The sequence below is a fragment of the Bifidobacterium olomucense genome (assembly GCF_012932375.1).
Classification (GTDB): Bacteria; Actinomycetota; Actinomycetes; order Actinomycetales; family Bifidobacteriaceae; genus Bifidobacterium; species Bifidobacterium olomucense.
This window is the reverse complement of sequence record NZ_JAAIIG010000002.1, coordinates 355766-380853: the sequence shown is the minus strand read 5'-3', so window position 1 is coordinate 380853 and position 25088 is coordinate 355766. Positions and strand designations below refer to the sequence as shown.

Below are 25088 nucleotides of genomic sequence, written 5' to 3'. Positions count from 1 at the left end.
ACCTTAGATATTCAATGATGTTTCGTCGTCTTTTGTCCGAACTATAACCAGACGCTGGGTCGGACGGGTCATGGCTACATACAAATCGGCAGCCGCCACAAGACGGCTTGGAGCACTGTCTTCGATCAAGCCGGGTTCAACCACCACCACGGCATCGAACTCCAGTCCCTTTACTGTTTCGGTACCGCAGACGCTGATCTGTTCGTCCCATGCGGGCTGCTCAGTCAATCTCTGGAACTCGGCTGCGTCAACCGTTGCGGCCAACTGCTTGCGAACGGTGGCGCGCACCGGATCGATCAACTCATCTGGACAGATCACGGCGATACGGCCCGTGCCATCCGAGGATACGAACTCCTTGGCCAGCTGCACAGCTTGAACGGCGGCTTCGTGCAGCAGTGCATCCCGGTCGGCGACTACACGCCGGGATACGGAGTCTTCAATGGTGCGGACGGCGTTCACCGTGGAGATGTACAGTCCTTCGGATTGCGCGAACCGGGAGGCCAAATCCGAAACTTCTTTCGGATTACGGTAATTGATGGTCAGCTCATTAAGATCCCAGTGGCCCTCCCCGAAGAGACGGTTCATGGTCTTGCTCCAACGACGAGTACCGGCAAGCGCCGAAGTCTGTGCGACGTCACCCACGATGGTGAACGATCGTGACGGGCAGCGACGCATCAGCATGCGCCAGTCCATCGCGGTCAGCTCCTGGGCTTCATCTACCACGATATGACCATATGTCCATTCTCGATCGGCCGCTGCTTTCTGCGCGGTGATTTCAGAGGCGTCTCCATTCATCTGGTCCAGCAGCATCTGGCCGGAGACAATGCCTTGACCGAGACCGGTGGCCGCCAACGTGTCTTTGGCGTATTGTTCCTCGGCGGCACGTCGCGCATCGGCGGCCGCCTGCTTGGCGACGGTCTTGGGATCAGGGCCAAGCAGATCCATGGCCTCATCGAGCAGTGGAATATCGGAGCGGGTCATGGGGGAGCCTTTCGGACGGGCCAGTGCTGCGATATCCTCATCGCTCATCCATCCGGCAAGCGTTTTGAGTCGTTCCGGGCGAGCGAACAGTTGGTCGATAAGCCAAGGCGCTGTCATCGGCAGCCAGCACAGGTTCAGGGTCTTGCGTATCTGTTCGTTCATGCGCAACAGCGACAGGGTGCGGTTCATCTCCGCCTGATCCGGCGTGTAGTCAAGCTGCTCGGCGTATCGGGCGCACATGCTGGCAAGCATGGAACGCACGAAGGTCTCGCGAGCTTTGTTATGAGGCTGACGAGTGCGCTTGGCGTCGGCTTGCGCCTGCTCGATGTCCGCGGCCAGCATCGGCACCGGAATACCGCTGATGGTTACGGTGGGCAGCGACTGCGGCACTCGGATGCGTGAAGCGATGGCGTTGGCGACCACATGCGCCATGCGGCGATCGCCTTTGATCTTTGCTGCCTGTGCGGTATCGGTGCCTTCGGCGGTGATACCGGGAATGAGATCCGCGATGGTGCGGGACACCACTCCGGTTTCGCCCAGAGATGGCAGCACCTGATCGATGTAATGCAAGAAGGTGGAACTTGGTCCCACCACCAGCACGCCGGAGTGTTCAAGCTTGCGCCTATGCGTGTACAGCAGATAGGCGGCACGATGCAGCGCCACAGCGGTCTTACCGGTACCGGGACCGCCTTGCACCACCACGGCGCGATTCATATCGGATCGGATGATGCGGTCCTGCTCGGCCTGAATCGTGGCCACGATATCGGTCATTTTGCCGGTGCGGCGGGAACTTAAGGAGGCGAGCAATGCACCTTCGCCGGTCAAGGTGCCGGATTCGGAGGCTTTGCCGACCTGCTCGGAGTGCACGTCAAGCACTTCATCTTCGACGCCCACTACTTCCCTGAAGCTCAGCGTGATATGTCGGCGCATTACGATGTCGCCATGATTGGACGGTGTGGCTTCATAGAAGGGACGTGCCGCTTCGGCTCGCCAATCGGTGAGTACCGGTTCATGATCGGTGCTGGACAGCCCGATTCGTCCTATGTAACGTCGGGTGCCGTTCATGGTGTCCAAACGGCCGAACACCAAACGATCCTCCACACTGCGTAGCTGCGTAAGCCTGTCCTCATACATGGTGGCAAAGGAATCGCGTTCTGTACGCTGTGTGGGCGATCCATGGGATCCTGCAGCCCGGACGGTGTTCAGGCGCTGCCACATTTCGGCGCGCAAATCGTCCAAACGTCCATAGGCGCGATCGACGGCCTGTTGCTCCTCGTGGAGCTGTGAGGCATAACTCGACATGCTGTTCTCTTCGTTTCCGTTTCTTGGAGGTTGCTGACTCAAGGCATTCAAATTTACCGCACGCTCCCTACGTTGAGGGCGATGACCGAGATTCCTCATAGTGAATTCGTGATGAATATCTGGCTGTCGTGATGGTTTTCACCTTGCGCGGGTCTTGGTCCAACGGGTTGCGGCAGCACTCAACATGCCTGAAATAAGCCGATTTCGTCAAAAAGAGTGCGCAAATCGTGTATGTGTGGGGAAAAATGGGGAATTGTGGGGTAAAGTGGTGAGCCAGTCGGTCGAAGTGTATTTTCAAGCATCCAAACGAGGGGAGGTGGAGCCATGGCACAGGAGCATGATGCCTTTGAAGCCGGTGCCGGCACCGGTGCCGGCGCACAGGGCTCCTCCTCTGCTTCCGTATCCGACCTGATGGCCGGCCTGAACCTGCTGCTGGGCACTTATACACCGAAGATCGACGCAAAAGGTCGAATGGCGCTTCCCGCCAAATTTCGTGCGCAGCTGGGGCAGGGGCTGGTGATGGCCCGCGGTCAGGAGCGGTGCGTGTATCTGCTGCCGTTCGACGAATTCCGCAGAATCGCCGCGCAGATCCAACGAGTCTCTGTCGGCAACAAGGCCGCCCGTGAGTATTTGCGTGTGTTTCTTTCCGGTGCCGTCGATCAGCAGCCGGACAAACAAGGCAGGGTGCTGGTGCCGCAAATGCTGCGCGACTACGCCGATCTCGGGTCGGACGTAGTGGTGATCGGCGTGGGCACGCGCGCCGAACTGTGGAACAAGGACGCATGGGAATCCTATCTGGCCGAAAAGGAAGAAGGATATTCCGATATTGCCGATGATGTATTGCCGGAGGTGGAGTTCTGATGGTGGATGTGACGACGATTCATCAGCCGGTGTTGCTCAACGATTGCGTGAATCTGATGGTGCCCGCGTTGCGCAAGGAAGGCGCGATAGCGGTGGATTGCACCTTGGGACTTGCCGGCCATTCCACGGCCTTCCTCAAAGCCGTCCCCTCGGCCACGCTGATCGGCATTGATCGAGACAGCGAGGCATTGGCGCTGGCGACCCAGCGGATGGAACAGGAAGGTCTGGCTGACCGGTTCATACCGGTGCATGCCGCCTTCGACCAGCTTGACCAGGTGCTTGCCGATCGTGGCGTCGAACGAGTGGATGCCGTATTCATGGATCTTGGATTGTCCAGTCTGCAGATCGATGAAGCCGATCGCGGCTTCTCCTATTCCCATAATGCCCCACTCGATATGCGCATGGACGTCAGCCAGAGTTTGACCGCCGAGCAGATTCTCGCCACCTATGATGCCGCGGATCTGGCGCGTATCTTCACCCAGTACGGTGAAGAACGCTTCTCCCGTCAGATCGCACGCGAAATCGTCGCTCGTCGCTCACGTACGCCGCTGACTACCACAGGACAGCTCAATCAGCTCGTCGACGAAGTGGTGCCACAGGCCCATCGTCCGGCCGGCAATCCCGCCAAGCGTGTGTTTCAGGCGTTGCGCATCGAAGTCAACGGCGAGTTGGACAAACTCGCGTCCACACTGCCGCAGGCCGCGAACCGCCTCAATGTAGGTGGACGTTTGGTGGTCGAGTCCTACCATTCGTTGGAAGACAAAACCGTCAAATCATTCATGGCGCAGGGTTTACGCGTGGACGTGCCCGCCGGCATGCCGGTTATTCCGCCGGATGCGCAGCCGTTCTTCAAAGAACTCACCCGCGGCGCCATCAAGGCGGATGACGAAGAGATCGCGTTCAACCCGCGGTCGGCCTCCGTCCGCTTGCGGGCCGTGGAGGTGAGCCGCCCGATCCCCGAACGGTGGAGAAGCCGCTTCGCCTATGATGCGCAGCACCCCAACGAAAACGCACGGCGTTCGGGACGAAACCGGGCGCATGGCAGCCATGCTGGCGGTCAGACGAACATCAAGAACCATACGAGGAGGGGCTGAAAGCCCATGGCAATGGCACGAAGCATTCGGTCAAATGCGGCTCCGGCACACAATCGGCCCCAATCAAAAGCATCCACTACCTCCTCTCGTCCGGAACTGCGGGTCATCTCCAATCCTCGCCCTGAACCCAGCGGCAACGTGGTGACCCGGGTTCTGGAATGGACCCGCACACGTACCGCTCCGTTGGTGCATGTCATTATCGCCGTGGCGTTTCTTATGGCCACGCTGCTTGGCGCGCTGATGTTGCGTACCCAGATGGTGCAGAACTCGTTCGAAGCGGCACAGATCGAGGCGAATATCAGCCGACTCACCCAGGACGTCGAGGATGATCAGGCCAAGCTGGATCAGCTGGTCGCTTCCCTTCCCGACAAGGCCAGCGATATGGGCATGGTTCCCCAGCAGGGGTCCGTGTCCATCGATTTGAATGGATATCAATCCAGCAAAGGTGGAACCCAGTGAAGACCTTTCAGCGTATCGTGCAGTTCGCGAAGGTGAAGACCTTCGCCTGCAAATGCATCGCCATCGGTGCGGCGCTGGCCGTGGTGGCTACGGCATGCTTGATTCAGCTGGCTTCCACGCAGCTTATCGGCGGCAGACAGACCGCTCAGGCCGCTACGGCCAGCCGTACCCTGACCGTGACGCTCAGCGCGAAGCGCGGACGCATTCTGGACACCAATGGAACGGTGCTCGCCCAAAGCGTCGAACGGTACACGATAGTGGGCAATCCGGAGGCCGCTCAGGAATTCAAACCGATCACCTGCAATGACGACACCCGTGATTACTGCCACGAGATCGATGGCAAGCCGGTAGGCACCACGGGCGCGGCCGCAGTAGGACGTCTGCTTGCCGGTGTGCTTGACATGAATGCCATGGAACTGGGGGCGGCCCTGGCGGGTACCGGACAATACGTGATTCTGAAGAAGGACGTCACACCGCAAGTCAAGCGGAGCATCGAGGCCTTGCATCTGGGCGGCATCATATGGGGTGAGCTGAGCAGCGAACGCCTGTATTCGGACGGTGATCTGATGGGTGCGTTGCTCGGTGGCGTCAACGATGAAGGCACCGGAGTGGCCGGTATCGAACAAATCGAAAACGATGCCCTCACCGGCACCGACGGCCATGAGACCTATCAGCGTGGCAACGGCGGCGAGGAGATTCCCGGAACCATGACCGAATCGGTGGCCGCCAAAAACGGCGATGACGTGAATCTGACCATCGATCGAGACGTGCAATGGTATGTCAAAAAGACGCTGAAGGAAGCCAAATCCAAGTATGGTGCCGCTTGGGCCATCGCCGTGGTGCAGGATGTCCGGACCGGTGAGATTATGGCTCTGGCCGACAGCGATGAGGTGACCGCCGGCACCGATGAGGCGAAGATGGGCACGTCCCGCGCGGTGTCCGAAACGTTCGAACCCGGCTCGGTGGGCAAGGTGATCTCCATGTCCGGCTATCTGCAGACGGGTCTGCACAAGATGACCGACCAGTTCACGGTGCCGGACCATATGACCGTTGAGGGACAGACCTATCAGGATTCGTCCGACCACGGCACCCAGCGCTGGACGCTTGCCGGCATATTGCAGAATTCCTCGAACATCGGCATGATCATGGCCGCCTCGAACTTTACTGACGAACAGCGTTATGAGTATCTGACCAAGTTCGGCATCGGCCAGTCCACCGGGCTCAACCTGCCCGGCGAATCAGCAGGTTGGCTGACCTCGGCTTCCGCATGGGATTTGCGCACGCGCAACACCGTGCTGTTCGGCCAGGGATATACGGTCAACATCATGCAGCTGAACAACGCGGTGGCCACGATAGCCAACAAAGGGGTCAAGGAGCAGCAGTCCATCATCAAATCGACCACGGATGCCAACGGCACGACCACGCAGACCAAAAAAGGCGAATCTACGCGCATCATCGACGAGCAGGTGGCTTCGGATATGATGAATGCCATGGAATCGGTGGCGGAAAGCTACAGCAAATTCGTACACGTCGATGGGTATCGTATGGCGGCCAAATCCGGTACCGCAGAAGTGCAGGGTTCCGACGGCAAACTGTCGTCCATCATCTCCGACTACTCCGTGGTGATTCCGGCGGACAATCCGCGCTATGCGGTCACCGTGGTGATGAAGGATCCTGACGGTACCTATGGCGGCCTGACCGCAGGTCCTGTGTCCGCACAGATTTGTGAGTTCCTTATGCAGAAGTATGAGGTGCCTGTATCCAGTGCCCGTAAAAATGCTATTCCAGTCACGTGGTGAAGTCCGAGGCGGAAAGGTGAAGTCATGAGCGTAGTGAGCGAATCCATCGCCCAACGGGTGACCTTGGGCCTATTGGTCGAACAATATGGTTTTGAACTGGACCCGCCGTTCGCCTCGAACGTTACGGTGACTTCGTTGAGCGATGCCATGGATACGGTGTTTCCAGGTTCGTTGTTCGTCTGCCGGAAGACCGCCGATCTGGCCTATGCCGAGCGGGCGGGGGCGTATGCGGCGTTGATGCCCCGTTCGATGAAAGGACAGGTGCACGCCGATATTCCGGTGATGTACGGTGACTGCGATGATCGTGTCCTGGGCGAGCTGGCGTCAGGCCTTGCGGGAAACCCCTCCAACACCATGGCGTTGTTCGCGGTGACCGGGGTGGATGACGACACTATCGAGGCCGATGTATCGCAGCTTGCCGAATTCCTGCACATGCTGGGCAATCCGGTGGCGGTAATCTCCGCAGCCGGTTCCACCTCCATGACCCACACGATGGCCTTGAACTACCCATTGGGCATTCTTGACGTCGAACGCACGTTGTCGGTGTGCGCCGAGGACGGTGTGGCCGCGGTAATCGTGGCGTTGAACGGCAGGACTCTGGCCAAGCACGCGCTGGCGTCGGTGAATGTGGATGTATTGGGCGCTCAGCATGCGCAATTGATGGAGGATGTCGATGCGCTCAAAGAACGGTACTCATTCGTCGCCGATCAGAAATTGACCATGACCACTACGACGTTCGAATCCGACGAGATCGCAGCGGAATCCCCGGCCATGAACGATCGCGGACGGCTTGGGCATCTGTCTTTGGCCGTGGCCATGGTGCTGGCGGCCGGAGTGAGGAAGAACAATATACGAAGCGCTTTGCGCGTGGCCGGGAACCTGAAGTAACGGCCTGAGCCAAGGAGAGTACCCCCGGTCGGGTGCCGAGGCCGGCAAGGAAGAACGTCATAACGGTCGGCTGCACCATTGGCGAGCGGCATGCTCGCCGTCAGACGGAGCGTCCGGCAGCGCGGTGAGACGGCAGGAACGTAAGAACAACGCAGGGAAGGAATGAGGAACATGGTTCCCATGAATGTGGAGGAGATCGCCGAGGCGGTCAACGGGCGGTTGGTCGCAGGACCGGCGTCGGAGCGCTTGGCCACCAGCGCGGTGAGCGACTCCCGGCAGGCTGGCGAAGGATCGGTATTCGTGGCCATCAAGGGCGAGCGCGTGGATGGCCACGATTTCGTGCCTGCCGTAGCCGCGCAAGGTGCGGTGGCGGCAATTGTGGATCATGAGGTTGCCGATGCCGCCTTGTCCCAGATCGTGGTGGAGGACACCGTCGAGGCGCTGGGTGAACTGGCCAGGCACAATATCGAACGCAGACGTGCGTTGGATACGGATTTCGACATCATCGGTCTGACCGGCTCGGTGGGCAAAACCACTACCAAGGATCTGCTCGCCGCACTGCTTGCACACGTAGGCCCCACGGTTGCGCCGGTCGGTTCGTTCAACAACGAGATCGGTTTGCCTCTGACCGCATTGAAGGTAGATGAGCACACCCGGTTCTTCGTGGCGGAGATGGGTGCCAGCCACCTTGGCGAAATCGCTCGGCTGACGCGTATCGCCCCGCCTGATACGGCCATTGTGCTTAAGGTGGGTGTGGCTCATCTTGGCGAATTCGGCTCCCGGGAGCGTATCGCCCAAGCGAAAAGCGAGATCGTCAAGGGCCTGTTGCCCGGTGGCACTGCAGTGCTGAACGCCGATGATGAACATGTGGCGCCGATGGCTGCTTTGGCTGCCGGCCCGGTGCTCTGGTTCGGCCTTGACCGTACGCGCGACGGTGAAGTGAGCGCGGAGAACATCACCTCCGATCATGCCGATCATGCGCAATTCACCTTGGAGAACGCTCAGGGTGACACGGTGCAGGTGCATCTGGGCATACCGGGACGCCACAATGTGATGAACGCGTTGGCCGCCGCCACAGTGGCGATGCGTTATGGCATGACCATGAATGAAGTGGCTGACGTGCTGGCCGCACAGCACGTGATCAGCCCGCATCGTATGGCATTGTCTACGGTGAAGCGTCAGGATGCCTCGTTCACCTTGATCGATGACTCCTTCAACGCCAATCCCGATTCCATGAAGGCCGGTCTTGAAGGTCTCAAGGCATGGACCAGTGCCGACGGCGGCACTCCGTTCCGAGTGGCGTTGCTGGGTGCCATGTTGGAATTGGGGCCCGACGAGACTGCGCTGCATGCGTCCGTGGGCTCATATGCCGCAGGACTGGGACTGGACGCCATCATCGCTGTGGGGTCTGACCACGATGCTCATCTGGATGCCATGGCCGCGGCTTTGGCCCAAGGTGCAAAGGATGCCGGTGATGCAGCCGATGCTCGCGCCACGGTCGAATGTGTTCATGGCATCGATCAGGCTGAGCGTCTGGTGCTGGCCATGGCCGATGAACATCCGGATACCGTGGTGCTGCTCAAAGGATCCCATGCCTCGGGTCTGAGCGCCCTTGCCGAACGTTGGACAAGCAACTGATGCAGCTGGCATAGTCTGTACGAAGAACGAACGAGAAAGAGAAGCCGCACGTGATTGCTCTGATCATTGGAATGTTGGTGTCGTTGATCGTCACCTTGGTCGGCACGCCGATGCTGATACGTTTGGTGCACCGGCTGCATTACGGACAGTACATCCGTCAGGATGGCCCCAAGTCTCATCTGGTCAAGCGTGGCACACCTACGCTGGGTGGCGTAGTCATCAATTTCGCGATCCTGTTGGGGTGGGCCTCATCTGCACTGTACCGGTACCTTCATTCGGGCGATGTGCCTTCATGGTCTGCGGTGCTGGTGCTGTTCGCCATGATGTCCATGGGCGTGCTGGGCTTCATCGATGATTTCGCCAAGGTGCGTAAGAAGCAGAACGAAGGACTGTCCGTGGCCGGCAAATTCATCGGCCAGTTCATCTTCGCCACCATCTATGCCGTATTGGCGCTGCTGATTCCCACCAAAACGGGATTCCCGAGTGCGCAGGCGGGCATCAGTTTCATTGAAAAGCCGTTCTTCAGCTTCGATTTTGCCGGACGTGCCGTGTCGATCGTGCTGTTCGTGATCTGGGTGAACTTCCTGATGACCGCGTGGACGAATGCGGTGAACCTGACCGACGGATTGGACGGATTGGCCGCCGGATCGTCCATGATCGCCTTCACTGGTTTTGGTGTCATCGCATTCTGGGAAAGCTATCACATTAAAGGCGGAAGCCATGGCGGTTACTCGTACGCTGTTTCGGATCCGTTGGATCTGACCGTTATCGCGATCTGCGCGGCCGTGGCGTGCTTTGGATTCCTGTGGTACAACTCGAATCCTGCTTCCATCTTCATGGGAGACACCGGCTCATTGGCGCTTGGCGGATTGTTCGCCGCGCTGTCGATCGCCACGCATACGGAGTTTCTTGCCGTGATTCTGGGCGGCCTGTACGTCATGGAGGCAATGAGCGATGTCATTCAGGTGGGATACTTCAAGATGACCCACAAACGTGTGTTCAAGATGGCGCCCATCCATCATCATTTCGAGCTGAAGGGATGGACGGAAACCAAGGTGGTGGTACGTTTCTGGATGATCGAACTCATCTTCGTGCTGCTCGCCCTGACCATTTTCTATGGCGATTGGGTTACCCGGTCCGGTCTGCTGTTCAGCTGACGGCACCGGGAATCATCTGGATCGAGGGCATCGAAACACAGCCCGAATCTACGAGGTCGAATACATGGGGCTTGCCGCGGTTCTAGCGCGTGAAAACTCCAATTGCAAGGAGGAACAATGCAGGTAGCAGGTACAACAGTGGTCATCGCCGGATTGGGGGTATCCGGCACATCGTTGGCCCAGGTGTTGCGTGAGCGCGGCGCCCATGTCATCGGCGTTGATGAGCGCAAGCCGCAAGCGGATCTGAAGAGCTTCGATGATGTGGACTGGCAGAACGTCGACTATGTGATGACCTCACCGGTGTTCAACCCACGCACGCCGTTCATCGTGGAGGCTCAGCGACGTGGCATTCCGGTGATGAGCGAGGTGGAGTTCGCATGGCGTCTTCGTGCGGACAATGCTCGCACCGGCAAGCCGGCCCCTTGGATCGGCATCACCGGCACCAACGGCAAGACATCCACCACGGAGATGACTTCGGCCATGTTGACCGCCTGCGGATTGGACGCGCCGACGGCTGGCAATATCGCCTCCGGAGACATGTCGATGAGCCTGTCCCGTTGCGCCACGAATCCGGGGCATGACGTGCTCTGCGTCGAGCTGAGCTCCTTCCAGCTGCATTTCACCGATTCCCTGGAATTGGAATGCGCCGCGATCACCAATATCGCCGACGATCATCTGGATTGGCACGGTGGACGTGAACGCTACGCCGCCGACAAGGCGAAAGTCTTCCACCGCGCCCGTAACGTCGTCGTCTACAATGCGCAGGATACTCAGGTCACTGCACTGGCTCTGGCGGCTGAAACTGCTGAAGGATGCCGCAAAGTAGGCTTTACTCTGGAGTCGCCCGAAGCCGGACAGATCGGCATCGCCGACGGGTGGATCGTGGACAAAAGCGGCGTGGCCGGCGGATCAGCCGAGTCGCCACGTCGCATCGCTCCCATCCGCGAGTTCACGCATCTCGCGGAACCGGACGGTTCTCTGTACCCTCATCTGGTGGCGGACGCGCTAACCGCCTTGGCTCTGGTGCTGGGCCATGGTGCGGATCTTGATACCGCGCTTGCCGCACTGCGTGAATTCAAGCCCGGCGGCCATCGCATCCAGACCGTAGCTGAAGCGAAACTCGCCGACGGTACCGTTCGCTTTGTGGATGACTCCAAAGCCACGAACGCGCATGCCGCACATGCATCGCTGTCCAGCTTCCCCGCCAAGTCCGTGGTTTGGATTGCCGGAGGACTCGCCAAAGGCAGTCGATTCGAGGATCTGGTCAAGAATCAGGCGCATACCATCAAGGCTGCCGTGATCATCGGACGTGATCAGGCACCGATGATCGAGGCTTTCGCCAGCCAAGCACCGGAAATTCCGACTACCGTGATCGACCCGGCAGACAACGCCACGGTGATGGATCGTGCGGTCGAGGCCGCCGGCAGCTATGCGACCGGCGGAGACGTGGTGCTGATGGCCCCGGCCTGCGCCTCAATGGACCAGTTCGTCTCCTATGCGGATCGCGGCAACCGATTCGCCAAAGCCGCCAAGACGTGGAGCGAGGTGCATGGTCTTCACTGAGTCCTCCACGCGCAAAATACGCAGAATACCGGAAGAACCGGCCCTGACCATTACCGATTACACCGGATGGCGAAGTCTGCTCAATCCATTGTGGTGCTATCACGGCTTCCGCATGGCAGTGGTGGGACTGACCTGCTTCGGTCTGATCATGGTGTTCTCCAGCTCCACCGTCACCATGACGGCGCAAGGCAGGTCGCCGTTCGTTCAGCTCATCAGCCAGGGAGGATTCTGCCTGATAGGTCTGCTGGCGGGATTCCTCGTGATGATCATGCCGGTGAAATTCTGGAAGCATGCCGGTGCCATGTTCGTGATCGCCTCTCTGATCGTGCAGGCTCTGACCTTCACGCCGCTGGGCATTGACGTATACGGCAACAAGGGTTGGCTGAATCTGGGCTTCACTACGGTGCAGCCGGCGGAATTCATGAAATTCGCCATGTGCGTCTGGCTTCCTTCGGCGTTGCATGTATGCGCTCAGAGATACCGGCGTGAAGGGATGAGGGCCTACCGTGCTCCAATCCTGATCTATGCTGCCGGCCTGGGCCTTGTCGTCGGCGGCAAGGATCTGGGTACCGCCATGATTCTGGGATTCATCGGCGTAGTGGCTTTTCTGGTGGCCGGATTCCCTGGCAAGTGGATGGCCGCCGGCGTTGTGGCGCTTGTGGGTCTGGTGGCCGTGCTGGCGATTTCCAGCCCTAACCGTATGCGGCGCATTCTGGCCACGTACGGCGACTGCACGGCCGCCGATGCGCAAACGGTGTGCTACCAGTCCACACATGCGAAATACGCCATCGCCTCCGGCGGTTTCCTCGGCGTGGGTATCGGCAACTCGCGCGAGAAGTGGAACTATCTGCCAGCCGCGCACAACGACTTCATCTTCGCCATCATTGGCGAGGAGACCGGATTCGTCGGTTGTGCCGTTGTGCTGTTGTTCTTCATGATTCTTGGATGGTGCATGATCGTCATCGCTCTGCAGGTCAACGACCGTTATGTGGCTATGGTGCTCATGTGCGTCACCATCTGGATCGTCGGTCAGGCCATGGTGAACATTGGCGTGGTCGTAGGAGTGTTTCCGGTGCTCGGCGTACCGATGCCATTTGTCTCGGCCGGTGGCTCGTCGATGATCATGTGTCTGATGGCTGCGGGACTGGTTGTGGGGCTTATGCGCTCGCAGCCGCAGATCAGACAGGCCAGGCAAAGCGCGTAGAGTACACTCGATAACCATGAGTCAGGGCAATATGCATATCGTTCTCGCCGGCGGAGGCACCGCCGGACACGTCAATCCGCTGCTTGCGGTCGCCGGCGCGATTCACGAGCTGGAGCCTTCCGCCCAGGTGACCGTCGTGGGAACGGCGGTGGGGCTGGAGAAAGATCTCGTACCCGCCGCCGGACTGGAACTGGACACCATCGACAAGGTTCCCTTCCCACGCAGACCGAATCTGTACATGCTGAAATTCCCGATGAAGTGGCGTCGGGAGACCGCCAAGGTGCGTTCGATTCTCCAACGTCGCAAGGCGGATGTGGTGGCCGGCTTCGGCGGGTACGCGTCGGCACCGGTGTATGCCACCGCACATCGTATGGGCATACCCATCGTCATCCACGAGCAGAACGCCCGCGCCGGCATGGCCAACAAGCTGGGGGCCCGTTGGGCCGATTTCATCGGCACCGTATATGAACATACCGGTTTGAAGCCACGGCAGGGAGCGGTAGTACAGCGCGTAGGTCTGCCGCTGCGTCCTGCTATCGCAGCATTGGCGAAACAGTTCGAGCAGGATCGTGCAGCTGTGCGTCGTCAGGCTGCCGAAGCGTTGGGCGTGGATCCGAACCGTCCGCTGGTACTGGTCACCGGCGGCTCGCTCGGCGCTCAAAGCCTCAATCGTGCCATCGCATCCGCGGCAGGTGATCTGCTTGCCCATGCCCAGATCATCCATCTGACCGGTCGCGGCAAAATCGACGAGGTGCGGACGCTCGTTTCCAAGTCGGCAGGGGAGCAGGTGCTTACCGGCATCGGCGCTGAGACCGCGGGACAAGGAGACTACCATACCGCCGAATATCTGGAACGCATCGACCTGGCTTTCGCCTGCGCCGATCTGGTGATTTGCCGCGCGGGTGCCGGTTCCGTCTCCGAATTGGCTGCACTGGGTCTGCCGGCCATCTATGTGCCGCTTCCCATCGGCAACGGCGAACAGCGTTTCAACGCCGAACCGGTGGTCAACGCCGGTGGCGGTCTCATGGTGGCAGACAAGGATATGACGTCCGATTGGGTGCGCGCCCATGTGCCCGATCTGCTGGCAGATGCCGATCGTCTGGCCGAATACGGTCGCAAAGCATGGCAGTACGGCATTCGTGATGCCGCGCAGATCATGGCCCGTCAGGTGCTGAATCTCGCGAAGAGAAGCGCGTCAAATCGCTGACCGCTGGTACAAGGTTTGCATGCCGGCCATAATAGATGCCGGGAATTCATGAAGGAGCGTCAATTGTCTCAGGAACAATCCATTGTGCTTGATCCTACTCACGCCGGGTTTGATGCCGATGCGCGACCGTCCGATTTGGGGGCGACGCATTTTATCGGCATCGGTGGCGCCGGTATGAGTGTTCTTGCGGAAATGCTGCATGCGCAAGGCGTGCCAGTGGACGGATCCGACCGTGAGCGCAGCGCCAAAACCGATCGTCTGCAGTCGTTGGGCATCACTGTGGAGTTCGGCCAGCAGGCGGATCATGTGGCGAATGCACAAACCGTGGTCTACTCCAGTGCCATCAAACCAGACAATCCGGAAATCATTGCGGCCCATGAGGGCGGCAAGCGCATCGTACACCGCAGCGACATCCTCGCTCTGCTGATGAACGGCAAGCAGGCGGTTACCGTTGCCGGTGCCCATGGCAAAACCACCACCAGCTCTATGCTGGCGCATATTCTCGTTCATGTCGGTGCCGATCCCAGCTACGCCATCGGCGGTTCCATTCAGGGGCCGGATGGCACGACACTTGATGGCGGCCATGCCGGTCAGGGTTCAGTGCTAGTGGCCGAGGCCGATGAATCGGACGGCAGCTTTGCCAAATATCATCCGACCATCGCGATTATCACCAACTGCGAGGCTGATCATCTGGACCATTATGGCGATGAGGCGCATTACCGTGCCGCTTTCGTACAACACGCCGGTCATGCCACGGGTCATGTGATCATCTGCGCCGACGACGCGGATGCTCTTGCTGTGCTGCAGTCACTGCCGGAAGAGGTCAAGTCGCATACCGTGGCCTACGGCACCACGCCTCAGGCCGAGTTGCCGGATCTTGGCGGCGCAGCATATGTGTCGATCAGCTCCGAAAGCGAGAGCGTCGGCAGTGGTGCCGAGCATATGGTGCTGCACCTGCCGGAAGCGGTGACCGGTGGGGCTCCGGTCGATCAGCATGTGACGTTGAAGGTGCCGGGCATCCATAACGCACGCAATGCGGCGGCTGCAATTACGGCTGCGGTGCTGCTCGGCGTGGCCCCTGCCGAGGCTGCGTCCGCGGCGGGTACATTCCTCGGAGCTGCGCGTCGTTTCCAGATACGCGGTACGGTCAAGCAGGTGACAGTGGTGGATGATTATGCACATCATCCCACCGAAATCGCGGCCCTGCTCGATGCCGCACGACGTCGATATCCGGAGCACGTCATTCGCGTGATCTTCCAACCGCACCTGTTCTCCCGTACCAAATTCTTCGCGAGCCAGTTCGCCGAGGCCCTGTCCAAGGCGGATGACGTCATTGTCACGGGCATCTTCCCGGCGCGCGAGAAGCAGGAGGACTTCCCGGATGTGACCGCCTCCACCATTGTGGACGCGGCCAGCCAGCTCGGCGATGCCAGAACGTCTTCATGGATTCAGGCGGTCGACGACATGCGTCTGGCCGCCCAGATGATGGCCATGCGCGCTCACCATGGCGACGTGATCATCACCGTGGGCGCCGGCGACATCACGCAGATGGATGACGTGCTGCTTGCGGCTCTTGAAGCGCACAGGGAGCGTTGCGAGTAATGGCCTCCCGTACGGTCAGATCGGTCTCCTCGCATACGACGGGCAATCACCACGCATCGGACGAGCCACGTCGATTGCCGCAGACGGGCGAAGCGCATCAGTCGCGTGGGGTGCGACGGCCATATGGTGTGGTTCGCTCATCCCAGAAAACTCGTAAGCCGCATCGTGGACGCACCATCGAATCGTATACGGGATCCAAGGCCAGCGGCGCGCGCTTGGCCCGCAGTCGCAAGCCTCGCACCGTGACCTCGGACGCCAGCGACGTGCAAGCGGAACTCGTGCCTGACGTCACCGTGGCCAATGGGCCCGCCGGGGCGTTCGTAGACGCCAGACGATTGCCGAGCGAGGACTACGTAACCGAGACGCTGCGGCAGACCACCGGCATGCTTGGAGTTGCTTCGCGCCCGAAAGTGGTGAATTTCGCCGAACGCACCAAAGAACATAGGCGCGCGAGCGCGCGGGTGATCGCATTGCGGGCGTTGGTTGCCGTTGCGGTCGTTGCAGCGCTGGTGGCGCTGTTCTGGCTGTTGTTCTTCTCTTCGGTATTTCGTTTGGAAACGAATCGCATCGAAGTCTCCGGTGCCAACGAATGGGTGAGTGCCAGCACGATTCATAAGATCGCGGACCAGCAGTCCGGCAAATCATTGTTTATGGTTTCCACCAACGATGTTGCCGAACAGCTCAAAGACATTCCCGGTGTCTCGCAAGCCAAAGTGACCAAGCATTTCCCCAAGGCGATGAGTGTCGAGGTCACCGCGCAACGACCTGCTGCCATGCTCAAAAGCGGCGATACGCTGGTCGCGGTGGATTCTGATGCGCGTGTGCTCAACTCCGTAACCGCCAAGGACGTCAGTGGCATACCGGTTATCGAAACCAAGGATGCGCAAGCAAGCCTGAAGAATCGTTCGATCAAGGAGGCACTGGCCATTCTGGGTGCGTTGCCGGAATCGATGCGACAGTCCATTACCAAGGTCACCGCAGAAACGCAGGATTCAGTGACCACCGTATTGGATGATGGCGCACGGGTGATCGTCTGGGGTGACTCCTCACAGCTTAAGCTGAAGATGGCTGTGGTCGATAAGATCATCAACGATCCGAAAGTCATCGGCAACAAGCAGCAGGTGGATGTTTCCGCGCCGTTGAAGCCGATTATCAAATGATGATTGCTGTTTCGCGTGGACCGCTGCGTCCGCCCGTGTTCGCTAGCGTCGCCTTCGCGTTCGGCGGAAACATGCAGGTTGCGGATTTAAGGGGAGAGGTGTAGTCTGAAAAGTCCGGTCTGAAGGCCGGAGCTTGATAATTCAAGATTGGGGGCGATCGGTTTCGACGGTGACCTGTTCGCTGCAGGGAAGCGTGCCGAGAACGTCGGGTCCACTCGTGGATGACCCCGACAAAAGAATAAGTGCTAAATCTAACCGCACTGAGTTCGCTCTCGCTGCCTGAGCTTCGCGCCAGGATTAACCAGTGAGCAGCCGCTCCGTTCACTCCTTCTCGTCTTTGGGAGGATGTTGAGCGTCGTTAAGAAGACTTGCTGATACAGCTGAGCCTCAGGGCTGTGTCGGGACTTTAACTGCGGATATGCTCGCCATCAGTTGTCTGCGACATCGATGGGGGCAGAAAAACCGCCGCACGGCCAGCAGACTACGCACGTAGAAGACTGTGGGCTCGGTCATCGGACCGGGGTTCAATTCCCCGCGCCTCCACTATCTCCGCAATCGCGGAAACAAGCCGCAAGGCCTTACGAGAGTAGGGCTTAGCGGCTTTTTGTTTGCTGTTTTCCGAAGGGCTAGGGTTTCGGGTCAAAACGTGGATGTTATCCGCATGCGTCGCCGACGTGGCGTGTGCCGTTTTGAGCGCTCGGGTTTTGGGCCGGGCGTAGTGTTCTTGCTTTGGTTTCCGTTCGGTTTTGGGTGTGGAGGCTTGTTCCGGATGATATGGGTGTTGATTTGGACTTGGCATCCTTGGATTAGGGGGTCTGACGGGTTTTGGCGGGGTTCATGGGGCAACTGTGGAACAAACTCGGTTACAAGGGGCTGGTACACCGGTTGCGCGGAGACCTATCTGCGTTACAAGGGGCTGCACCGGAATGATAACACTCATATTCGGCCCTATGCGCCGACGTAGTTCCGCCGCTCTTCCGTCGAAGTTACTTGGGCATCAGCCCCTTGTAACGCAGATAGGTATTTTGTGCAGCGGAAATTCGCCCCTTGTAAGCGGGAAAGAACAGCAGGGGCATGAACACTGCAGAAAGTTCCTATAGGCCAATAGTCAAACATCCGCACGGATCGGCATCCGGAACGATAAACGGTAATCGTGCCACGCCATGTTACGCCCTGCATTCCGGGAGAATGATTCACGTCAGATTGAAAACCCATATTTTTACTCAACACAAATTCCTGCTATGCCCAAACAATGTGGGCGCAATACAGGCCAATGCAGCAAGAGGAACACGCGCGGGAAGGGGCGGCTTGACATCGCTGGGGAGAGCGTCCAAACTTAATGTACTAAAGCGCTTTAGTTCCGAAAGGGCGGCGCATGCCGAAACGTCCTATGCACCAGGGGCGGCGGCACGATGAGGTGACCGCGAATCGCGGCGACACACAAGGGGAAAGGTCAAGATGTTTCTCAAACCAGAGCAACAGCTCGAACGATGCAAGCGCGTGCTGCGTCAACGAGTCAACCCGCATATTCATCCGGTAATTGAACACCTGAAGGTGGAAGCCTTCGATATTCCCGGTGAACCGATGCCGTCCGACGAGTTCTTCGACAAGGTCGGTCGCGGGGAAATCACCTTCCATCCGTTCACGCTCGGCAACGAATGGGGCACCACGTGGGGTACGGTCTGGTTCCGTCTGACCGGCGCTGTGCCGGCCGGTTATCCTCAGGGCCGCCCGTTGGAGCTGATGATTGACCTCGGTTGGTATCCGCACTCCTGCGGCGGCCACATCGAAGGACTCGTCTACCGTGAGGACGGTACCGCCATCAAGGCCGTGCATCCGCTCAACCATTGGGTGCCGTTCGTGGACGCCGATGGCAATGCCCAGGTGCCGATCGCCGAGGATGGCAGCTTCACCGTATATCTGGAAGCCGCATGCAATCCGCTGCTGCTCGGTGTTCCGCCGTTCATCGTGACCGAGCTCGGCGAGAAGGCCACGGGCAAGCCTGATGAGCCCTATGTGTTCAAGTCCGCCGACCTGACCGAATTCGACCAGCGTTTCGAGAACTATTCCGTGGACCTTGATGTGGTTTCGCAGCTCATGGAGGCGGCCGACAAGCAGTCGCCCCGCTACTGGCAGCTCGCCAAGGCCTTGCAGCGCTCGATCAATGTTTTCGACGAGCAGCGTCTTGACTCCGTGGCCTCGGCGCGCGAACAGCTCGCCGGTGTACTTGCCAAGCCGGCGAACGCCTCCGCGATGAACGTCAGTGCGATCGGACATGCGCATATCGATTCCGCGTGGTTGTGGCCGGTGCGCGAGACCCGCCGCAAGGTGGCCCGTACCGTGTCCAACGCTCTGGCGTTGATGGACGCGGATCCTGATTTCAAGTACGCGATGAGCTCCGCCCAGCAGTATGCATGGCTGGAGGAGGATCATCCCGATATCTTTGCCCGTATGAAGCAGCGCATAGCCGAAGGTCGGTTCATTCCGGTCGGCGGCATGTGGGTCGAGTCCGACGGCATGCTGCCCACCGGCGAATCGCTGATTCGTCAGATCAGCTATGGTCGTCGCTACTTCAAGGAGCATCTTGGTGTGGAGCCGAAGGGCGTTTGGCTTCCCGACAGCTTCGGCTACACGGGCGCATGGCCGCAGATCGCTCGTCGTGCCGGGTACGAGTGGTTCCTCACCCAGAAGATCTCCTGGAACGACACCACCAAGTTCCCGCACCACTCGTTCATGTGGGAGGGCATCGACGGTTCGCGCATCTTCACGCATTTCCCGCCTTCGGACACGTATGCGGCATGGTGCAAGGTCCAGGAGCTCGACTACGCCGAGAAGAACTTCCAAAACAAGGATCTTGCCGACCGCTCGATTCTGCTCTTCGGCTTCGGCGATGGCGGCGGCGGCCCCACGCGCGACATGATGGAGCACCTGCATCGCTATGAGAACCTTGAAGGCGTCTCCCGTGTGAACATCGAGACCCCCAACGAGTTCTTCGACAAGGCGCACCGGCAGATCGAAGAGAACGCCGGACCTGAAATGCCGGTATATAAGGGTGAGCTGTATCTGGAGCTGCATCGCGGTACATTGACCTCCCAGCAGGATATGAAGCGTGGGTGCCGCACGGAGGAATCGCTGCTGCGCACGGTTGAATACCTGGGCGCTGCCGCCTCGATCGCCGATCCAAACTTCGTCTATCCGAGCGAGGAGATGGACCGCATCTGGAAGACGCTGCTGTTGAACCAGTTCCACGATATTCTTCCCGGTTCAGGTATCGCTTGGGTGCATCGCGAAGCGCGTGAGGATTACCGCCGTGATATTCAGCGGCTGCGGGAGATCGCCGAACAGATTTGCGCAGTGCTGCGTGCCTCGCATCCTGATCGCGACCTGTTGCCGGCCGCGCGCATCAGTCAATATCGCGCGGACGGTGGTTCGTGGCAGGTCCGTTCGATTTGCTCGCAAGGGGAGGCGTTGCCGGCGCGGGTCGAAAATCTCGATGACGGTCGCATTCGTATCTCCAACGGTGTACTTTCGACGGTCGTCGAATCGGACGGCAGCATCTCCTCTCTGATCGACGAGGCTCGTGGACGTGAGCTGGTTCCCGCCGGCACTCGTTTGGGGCGATACGAATTGATGAAGGACGAACCTGCAGTCTGGGACGCTTGGGAGATCGAGCGCGAATCCCTGCTGATGGCCGAAGGTCTGAACGGTGAAATCGTTGAGGCGTCTATCGATGAACGAGGTTCTGCCGTAGTCGTTACGCGTACTACTGTGGGACAGACGGTAATCAATACGACGATTACGCTCCGTCCCGGTGCCAAGCAGCTTGATTTTCATACGAGCGTCGATTGGCAAGCCAAGGAACGCTTCCTCAAGGTCGATGTGCCGTTGGCCGTTACCGCTGATCGCGCGGTATACGACTGCCAGTACGGTCTGGTCGAACGTCCGATCGTCAAGAACAGCGCCTCCGATGAAGCCAAGTTCGAAAGCAGCACGAACCGGTTCACGATTCTGCGTGAAGCTGGATATGCGGCTGCGGTGGTGAACGGATCGATATACGGTTCCGATGCACTGCAGCTTCCTGTGGATGCTGCGCGGGGCTTGGGCGGCGGCACGATGTTCCGTCTGTCTCTGGTTTCCGCACCCACCTTCCCCGATCCGCGTACTGATGTGGGACATCACGACTACGACTGGTCAGTCGTGGCCGACGCCACGGTGGAACGCGCTGTGGACGCCGCGTGTGAGCTCAATGCTCCGGTGCTCCATGACGCGCCTGCTGTCGAACCGTTGGTCGGTCTCGATGTAACGGATGGGATGGCTGTGATCGACTGGGTGAAGCTGGCGGATGATGGCTCCGGCGACCTCATTGTTCGCGTCTATGAAGCTGCAGGTGGCCAAGCTGATGCCAGTGTGAATGTGTGCGACGCGTTGCGGGACGCTACGATTCGCGAGACGAACGTGTTGGAAGGCGATGCCATCGCCGCAGATCTGCCCGTGGCCCTTGTCCCGGACGGCATTGACGGTGAGCAGCCCGCCGAAGGCGCTCGCCTGCATCTTGGCCCGTTCCAGCTCGCCACGTTGCGCATTCGCCGCTGACTTGCCTTGCAATGCATGGTGCGGAAAGCATCCTGCGGCGTAGTTGAACGACAGAGCCGAAATCGTGAGATTCATGAAATGAAACCAATTCGCGAGACTGCGTCGTACAGGTTGCGTCACGCCATGCCTGGCATGAGCGATGACTGACATACTGTCGGAGAAGGACTCTGTGCCTTCTTCGACAGTATGTGCCCTGGAAAAACCAATCATTCAATTAATGTACGTATAAGCAAAGGAGCTCAGAATCATATGTTTCTTCTGCCCAATCAGCAGTTAGAGCGCTGCGATCGCGTGATGTGGCAGCGGGTCGAACCGCACATTCATACCGTATTGAGCGCATGCACGCTACGCTCGTTCGATAACCCCGGAGAACCCGTGCCATCAGGAGAATTTCTGGCTAAGGTGCGTGCCGGCGAAATCAATTTCAAACCGTTCTCAATTCCCGGAACATGGGGTACCACATGGGGCACCACATGGTTCGAGGTGACCGGTCGCATCGACCGAGAAGCCACCAAGGGACACAAGGTCGAGCTTATGGTCGATCTCGGCTGGCTCGGTCACCGTGGCCCAGGTTTCCAGTCTGAAGGCCTTGTCTATCGCGCTGATGGTACCGCAATCAAATCTGCGAACCCGAAGAATCATTGGGTTCCGCTTATATATGCGGATGGCGCCAGCACTATTGACCTTGATGATGACGGCCGTTTCACCATCTATATCGAAGCGGCTGCCAACCCATTTGTTGAAGGTCCTACTCCTTTCTCGCCCACCGAACTCGGCGAGGGGCCGACCGGCAAATACGACTTCCCATACACGTTGAGTCGCATGGATGTCACCATCTTCAATGAAGACGTATTCGCCTACTACATGGACCTTGAAACCGTGTCATCGCTCATGCGCGAACTCAAGGACGATGATCCTCGGTATTGGCAGCTTGCCAAGGCGTTGCAGCGTTCACTGAATGCCTATGACGAGCGTGATATCGATGGAACGCTTGCCGCGGCCCGCGAAGAGCTGGCAGGTGTGCTAGCCGAACATGCCTCCTCCAGCGCAATCAACCATATTGCCATTGGCCACGCGCATATCGATTCCGCATGGCTGTGGCCGGTGCGTGAGACCCGCCGTAAGGTGGCCCGTACTGTGTCCAACGTGCTTGCGCTGATGGATGAAGACCCGGACTTCAAGTACGCGATGAGCTCCGCGCAGCAGTATGAATGGCTTGAAGCCGAGCATCCCGATTTGTTCCGCCGTATGATGGAGCGTGTTAAAGAAGGTCGATTCATTCCCGTTGGCGGTATGTGGGTCGAATCCGACAACATGATTCCCGCCGGCGAATCGCTGGTGCGTCAGATTACGTTCGGACGCCGTTACTTCAAAAAACATCTTGGTGTGGAGCCACGTGGCGTATGGCTGCCGGACAGCTTCGGATATACCGGATCGTGGCCGCAGATCGCACGCCGTGCCGGCTTCGATTGGTTCCTCACGCAGAAAATCTCGTGGAACGACACCACCAAGTTCCCGCACCACTCGTTCATGTGGGAAGGCGTCGACGGTACGCGTATCCTCACGCATTTCCCGCCGTCCGATACGTATTGCTCATCCATGAGTATGCATGAGCTTATGTATTCGCAGCGTAATTTCCTCGACAAAGATCTGTCTCGCAACGCGATTCTATTGTACGGTTTTGGTGATGGCGGCGGCGGCCCCACTCGTGAGATGACCGCGCGCATTCGCCGCGACCGAGACCTTGCTGGCACCCCGAAGATCGACTTTGGTACGCCTGACGAGCTGTTTGACCGCGTTCGTAAGGACATCGTCGATGATGCACGCGGTGAGACCCCCGTATTCAAGGGTGAGCTGTACCTTGAGTTGCACCGTGGCACGCTCACTGCTCAGCAGGATATGAAGCGTGGTTGCCGCAACGAGGAATCCATGCTGCGCGTCACCGAATATCTTTGTGCTGCGGCCCGCATCAAGAACCCGGATTATGTGTATCCGCGTGAGGAAATGGACCGTATTTGGAAGACGTTGCTGTTGAACCAGTTCCACGATATTCTTCCCGGTTCGGCTATCGCTTGGGTGCATCGTCAAGCACGCGAGGAATATGCTCGTGACATTGCCCGCTTGCGGCAGATCGCCGCTGAGGCAGGAAATGCCATTGCCGCAGTGGAATCCGATGACGATCTTGTTGCTGATGCGGTCATTGTTCCGTATTCCCGCCAAACATGCGATGCTTGGAAAGTCCGTTCGTCTGCGCCGGTATCGAAATCCGGGCAGGCTGGCACAGTCAGCGTCTCGCATGATGGCGACGCAATTGTCGTTGATAACGGACGTCTTCGAGTGCGAGCCGAACAGGATGGCACGGTATCTTCACTGGTTGACCTCAACGTCGAACGTGAACTGGTTCCTGCCGGAACGCGGCTCGGTCGATACGAATTGCTGAAGGATGAACCATTCCACTGGGATGCTTGGGATATCCAGCGCGACGCCTTCTTGGCGGCAGAGGGACTGAACGATTCCATTGTGGAACACGTGGGCTCTGACGCGGATGGCAGTGTGACTGTGCATACAGCGACTCGTGCCGAAGGTGTGACGATTCGGACCCGCATCACTTTGCGTCCGGATGCTAATGTTCTTGATTTCGCCGCCGATGTGGATTGGCATGCGGCCGAGAAGTTCCTCAAGGTCGATCTGCCTGTGACGGTACAAGCGGTGAATGCGCAATATGAATGCCAGTACGGCATGGTGGAGCGTCCGATTAATAAGAACACGCGATCCGATGACGCCAAGTTCGAAAGCTGCACGCATCGCTTCGTTCGCGTGGCCGATGCCGGATATGCTGCTGCCATCATTAACGCATCGACCTATGGCTCTGACGTAAGTCCTCTTCATGGGGATGCTGCACACGGTTGTGGGCGCGGCACCATGGTGAGGTTGTCGTTGCTGTCGGCTCCGCTGTATCCGGATCCGCGAACCGATCAAGGTAAGCATGCGTTTGCCTGGAGTGTGGTGGCCGATGCCGATATGGATTCCGTGCTGAGCGAAGCTTCACGTTTGAACAGCCCTGTGCTCGAACAACTGCCGGCATTCACGCCGCTTGTCGCGCTTGATGATGTGCATGGATCGCCGGTGGTCGATTGGATCAAGCTTGCGGACGATGGGTCGGGTGATGTCATTGTGCGTCTGTACGAGGCCGCCGGCGGTAACGCCTCGGCTGTGCTGCGTTGCACCGATGAATTGCGCGATGCAGCTGTGCAGGAAGTCAACCTGATGGAGGTGCCTGATCTTCCGGAGGAACTGCCTCGCGCGCTCGCTAAAGAAGGTGATATTCGCGCAGACGGTGCGACTGTGACTCTTGCCCCGTTCCAGTTGGCGACCTTGCGTATTCGTCGTTGATGATGTAAGCCAATTTATTTGAGTTTCGGCCTCCTCTCGAATCATATCGAGAGGAGGCCGAAACCGTTATGGGGCTCTGAATCCGACACGCCGAGGGAGACTGGAGGCATTGATGATTTTGCGTTTTTGAGGTTCGATGCTATTCTGTAACTAAACCGCTTTAGTGAACAGTTTGAAAGGTATCGTC

The 25088-nt window shown here is 58.8% G+C and carries 15 protein-coding genes and 1 other RNA gene; 15 read left to right on the top strand and 1 reads right to left on the bottom strand.

Annotated elements, in window-relative coordinates; all coding sequences use genetic code 11:
- Positions 1–3: 3 nt before the first annotated feature.
- Positions 4–2283: a HelD family protein gene (locus G1C97_RS03540; RefSeq protein WP_169240557.1), complete on the bottom strand. Its 2280-nt coding sequence runs from the start codon at positions 2281–2283 to the stop codon at positions 4–6.
- 411 nt (positions 2284–2694) lie between these two features.
- On the opposite strand from G1C97_RS03540, the gene mraZ reads away from it, so the two are divergent.
- The 15 genes from mraZ (at position 2695) to G1C97_RS03465 (ending at position 24901) form a co-directional block, all read left to right on the top strand.
- Complete coding sequence (gene mraZ, locus G1C97_RS03535; protein WP_240950996.1) at positions 2695–3144, top strand: division/cell wall cluster transcriptional repressor MraZ; 450 nt, start codon at positions 2695–2697, stop codon at positions 3142–3144.
- Positions 3144–4238, top strand: a complete 1095-nt coding sequence (gene rsmH / locus G1C97_RS03530; protein WP_169240555.1) for a 16S rRNA (cytosine(1402)-N(4))-methyltransferase RsmH — start codon at positions 3144–3146, stop codon at positions 4236–4238. The genes mraZ and rsmH overlap by 1 nt, the downstream gene beginning before the upstream one ends.
- A 6-nt stretch (positions 4239–4244) precedes the next feature.
- Positions 4245–4697 (top strand): cell division protein FtsL, encoded by a 453-nt coding sequence (gene ftsL, locus G1C97_RS03525; protein ID WP_169240554.1) that lies wholly within the window; start codon positions 4245–4247, stop codon positions 4695–4697.
- Positions 4694–6496: a peptidoglycan D,D-transpeptidase FtsI family protein gene (locus G1C97_RS03520; protein ID WP_169240553.1), complete on the top strand. Its 1803-nt coding sequence runs from the start codon at positions 4694–4696 to the stop codon at positions 6494–6496. Before ftsL ends, G1C97_RS03520 begins: the two co-directional genes overlap by 4 nt.
- Before the next feature lie 24 nt (positions 6497–6520).
- Positions 6521–7384 carry a hypothetical protein gene (locus G1C97_RS03515; RefSeq protein WP_169240552.1) on the top strand — a complete coding sequence of 288 codons (864 nt, stop codon included), beginning with the start codon at positions 6521–6523 and terminating at the stop codon, positions 7382–7384.
- A 171-nt stretch (positions 7385–7555) separates the two neighbouring features.
- Positions 7556–9022 (top strand): UDP-N-acetylmuramoyl-tripeptide--D-alanyl-D-alanine ligase, encoded by a 1467-nt coding sequence (locus tag G1C97_RS03510; protein ID WP_169240551.1) that lies wholly within the window; start codon positions 7556–7558, stop codon positions 9020–9022.
- Positions 9023–9072: 50 nt separating this feature from the next.
- On the top strand, positions 9073–10179 hold the full coding sequence (gene mraY / locus G1C97_RS03505) for a phospho-N-acetylmuramoyl-pentapeptide-transferase (protein WP_169240550.1): 1107 nt from the start codon (positions 9073–9075) through the stop codon (positions 10177–10179).
- A gap of 117 nt (positions 10180–10296) precedes the next feature.
- Positions 10297–11742, top strand: coding sequence for a UDP-N-acetylmuramoyl-L-alanine--D-glutamate ligase (gene murD / locus G1C97_RS03500; RefSeq protein ID WP_169240549.1), 1446 nt, complete (start codon positions 10297–10299; stop codon positions 11740–11742).
- The gene (ftsW, locus tag G1C97_RS03495; protein ID WP_169240548.1) at positions 11729–12946 is read left to right on the top strand and encodes a putative lipid II flippase FtsW; all 1218 of its coding nucleotides are present in this window, start codon (positions 11729–11731) and stop codon (positions 12944–12946) included. The genes murD and ftsW overlap by 14 nt, the downstream gene beginning before the upstream one ends.
- Before the next feature lie 16 nt (positions 12947–12962).
- Positions 12963–14153 (top strand): UDP-N-acetylglucosamine--N-acetylmuramyl-(pentapeptide) pyrophosphoryl-undecaprenol N-acetylglucosamine transferase, encoded by a 1191-nt coding sequence (locus tag G1C97_RS03490; protein WP_169240547.1) that lies wholly within the window; start codon positions 12963–12965, stop codon positions 14151–14153.
- A gap of 63 nt (positions 14154–14216) precedes the next feature.
- Positions 14217–15755: a UDP-N-acetylmuramate--L-alanine ligase gene (murC, locus tag G1C97_RS03485; RefSeq protein ID WP_205832504.1), complete on the top strand. Its 1539-nt coding sequence runs from the start codon at positions 14217–14219 to the stop codon at positions 15753–15755.
- 128 nt (positions 15756–15883) lie between these two features.
- The gene (locus G1C97_RS03480) at positions 15884–16915 is read left to right on the top strand and encodes a cell division protein FtsQ/DivIB (RefSeq protein ID WP_335341325.1); all 1032 of its coding nucleotides are present in this window, start codon (positions 15884–15886) and stop codon (positions 16913–16915) included.
- A gap of 149 nt (positions 16916–17064) precedes the next feature.
- Positions 17065–17461, top strand: a transfer-messenger RNA (tmRNA) gene (gene ssrA / locus G1C97_RS03475).
- Between the two features lie 912 nt (positions 17462–18373).
- Entirely contained in the window at positions 18374–21508 is a 3135-nt protein-coding gene (locus tag G1C97_RS03470; protein WP_169240544.1) for an alpha-mannosidase, read from the top strand.
- Between the two features lie 249 nt (positions 21509–21757).
- On the top strand, positions 21758–24901 hold the full coding sequence (locus G1C97_RS03465) for an alpha-mannosidase (protein ID WP_169240543.1): 3144 nt from the start codon (positions 21758–21760) through the stop codon (positions 24899–24901).
- The last annotated feature ends 187 nt before the right edge of the window (positions 24902–25088 follow it).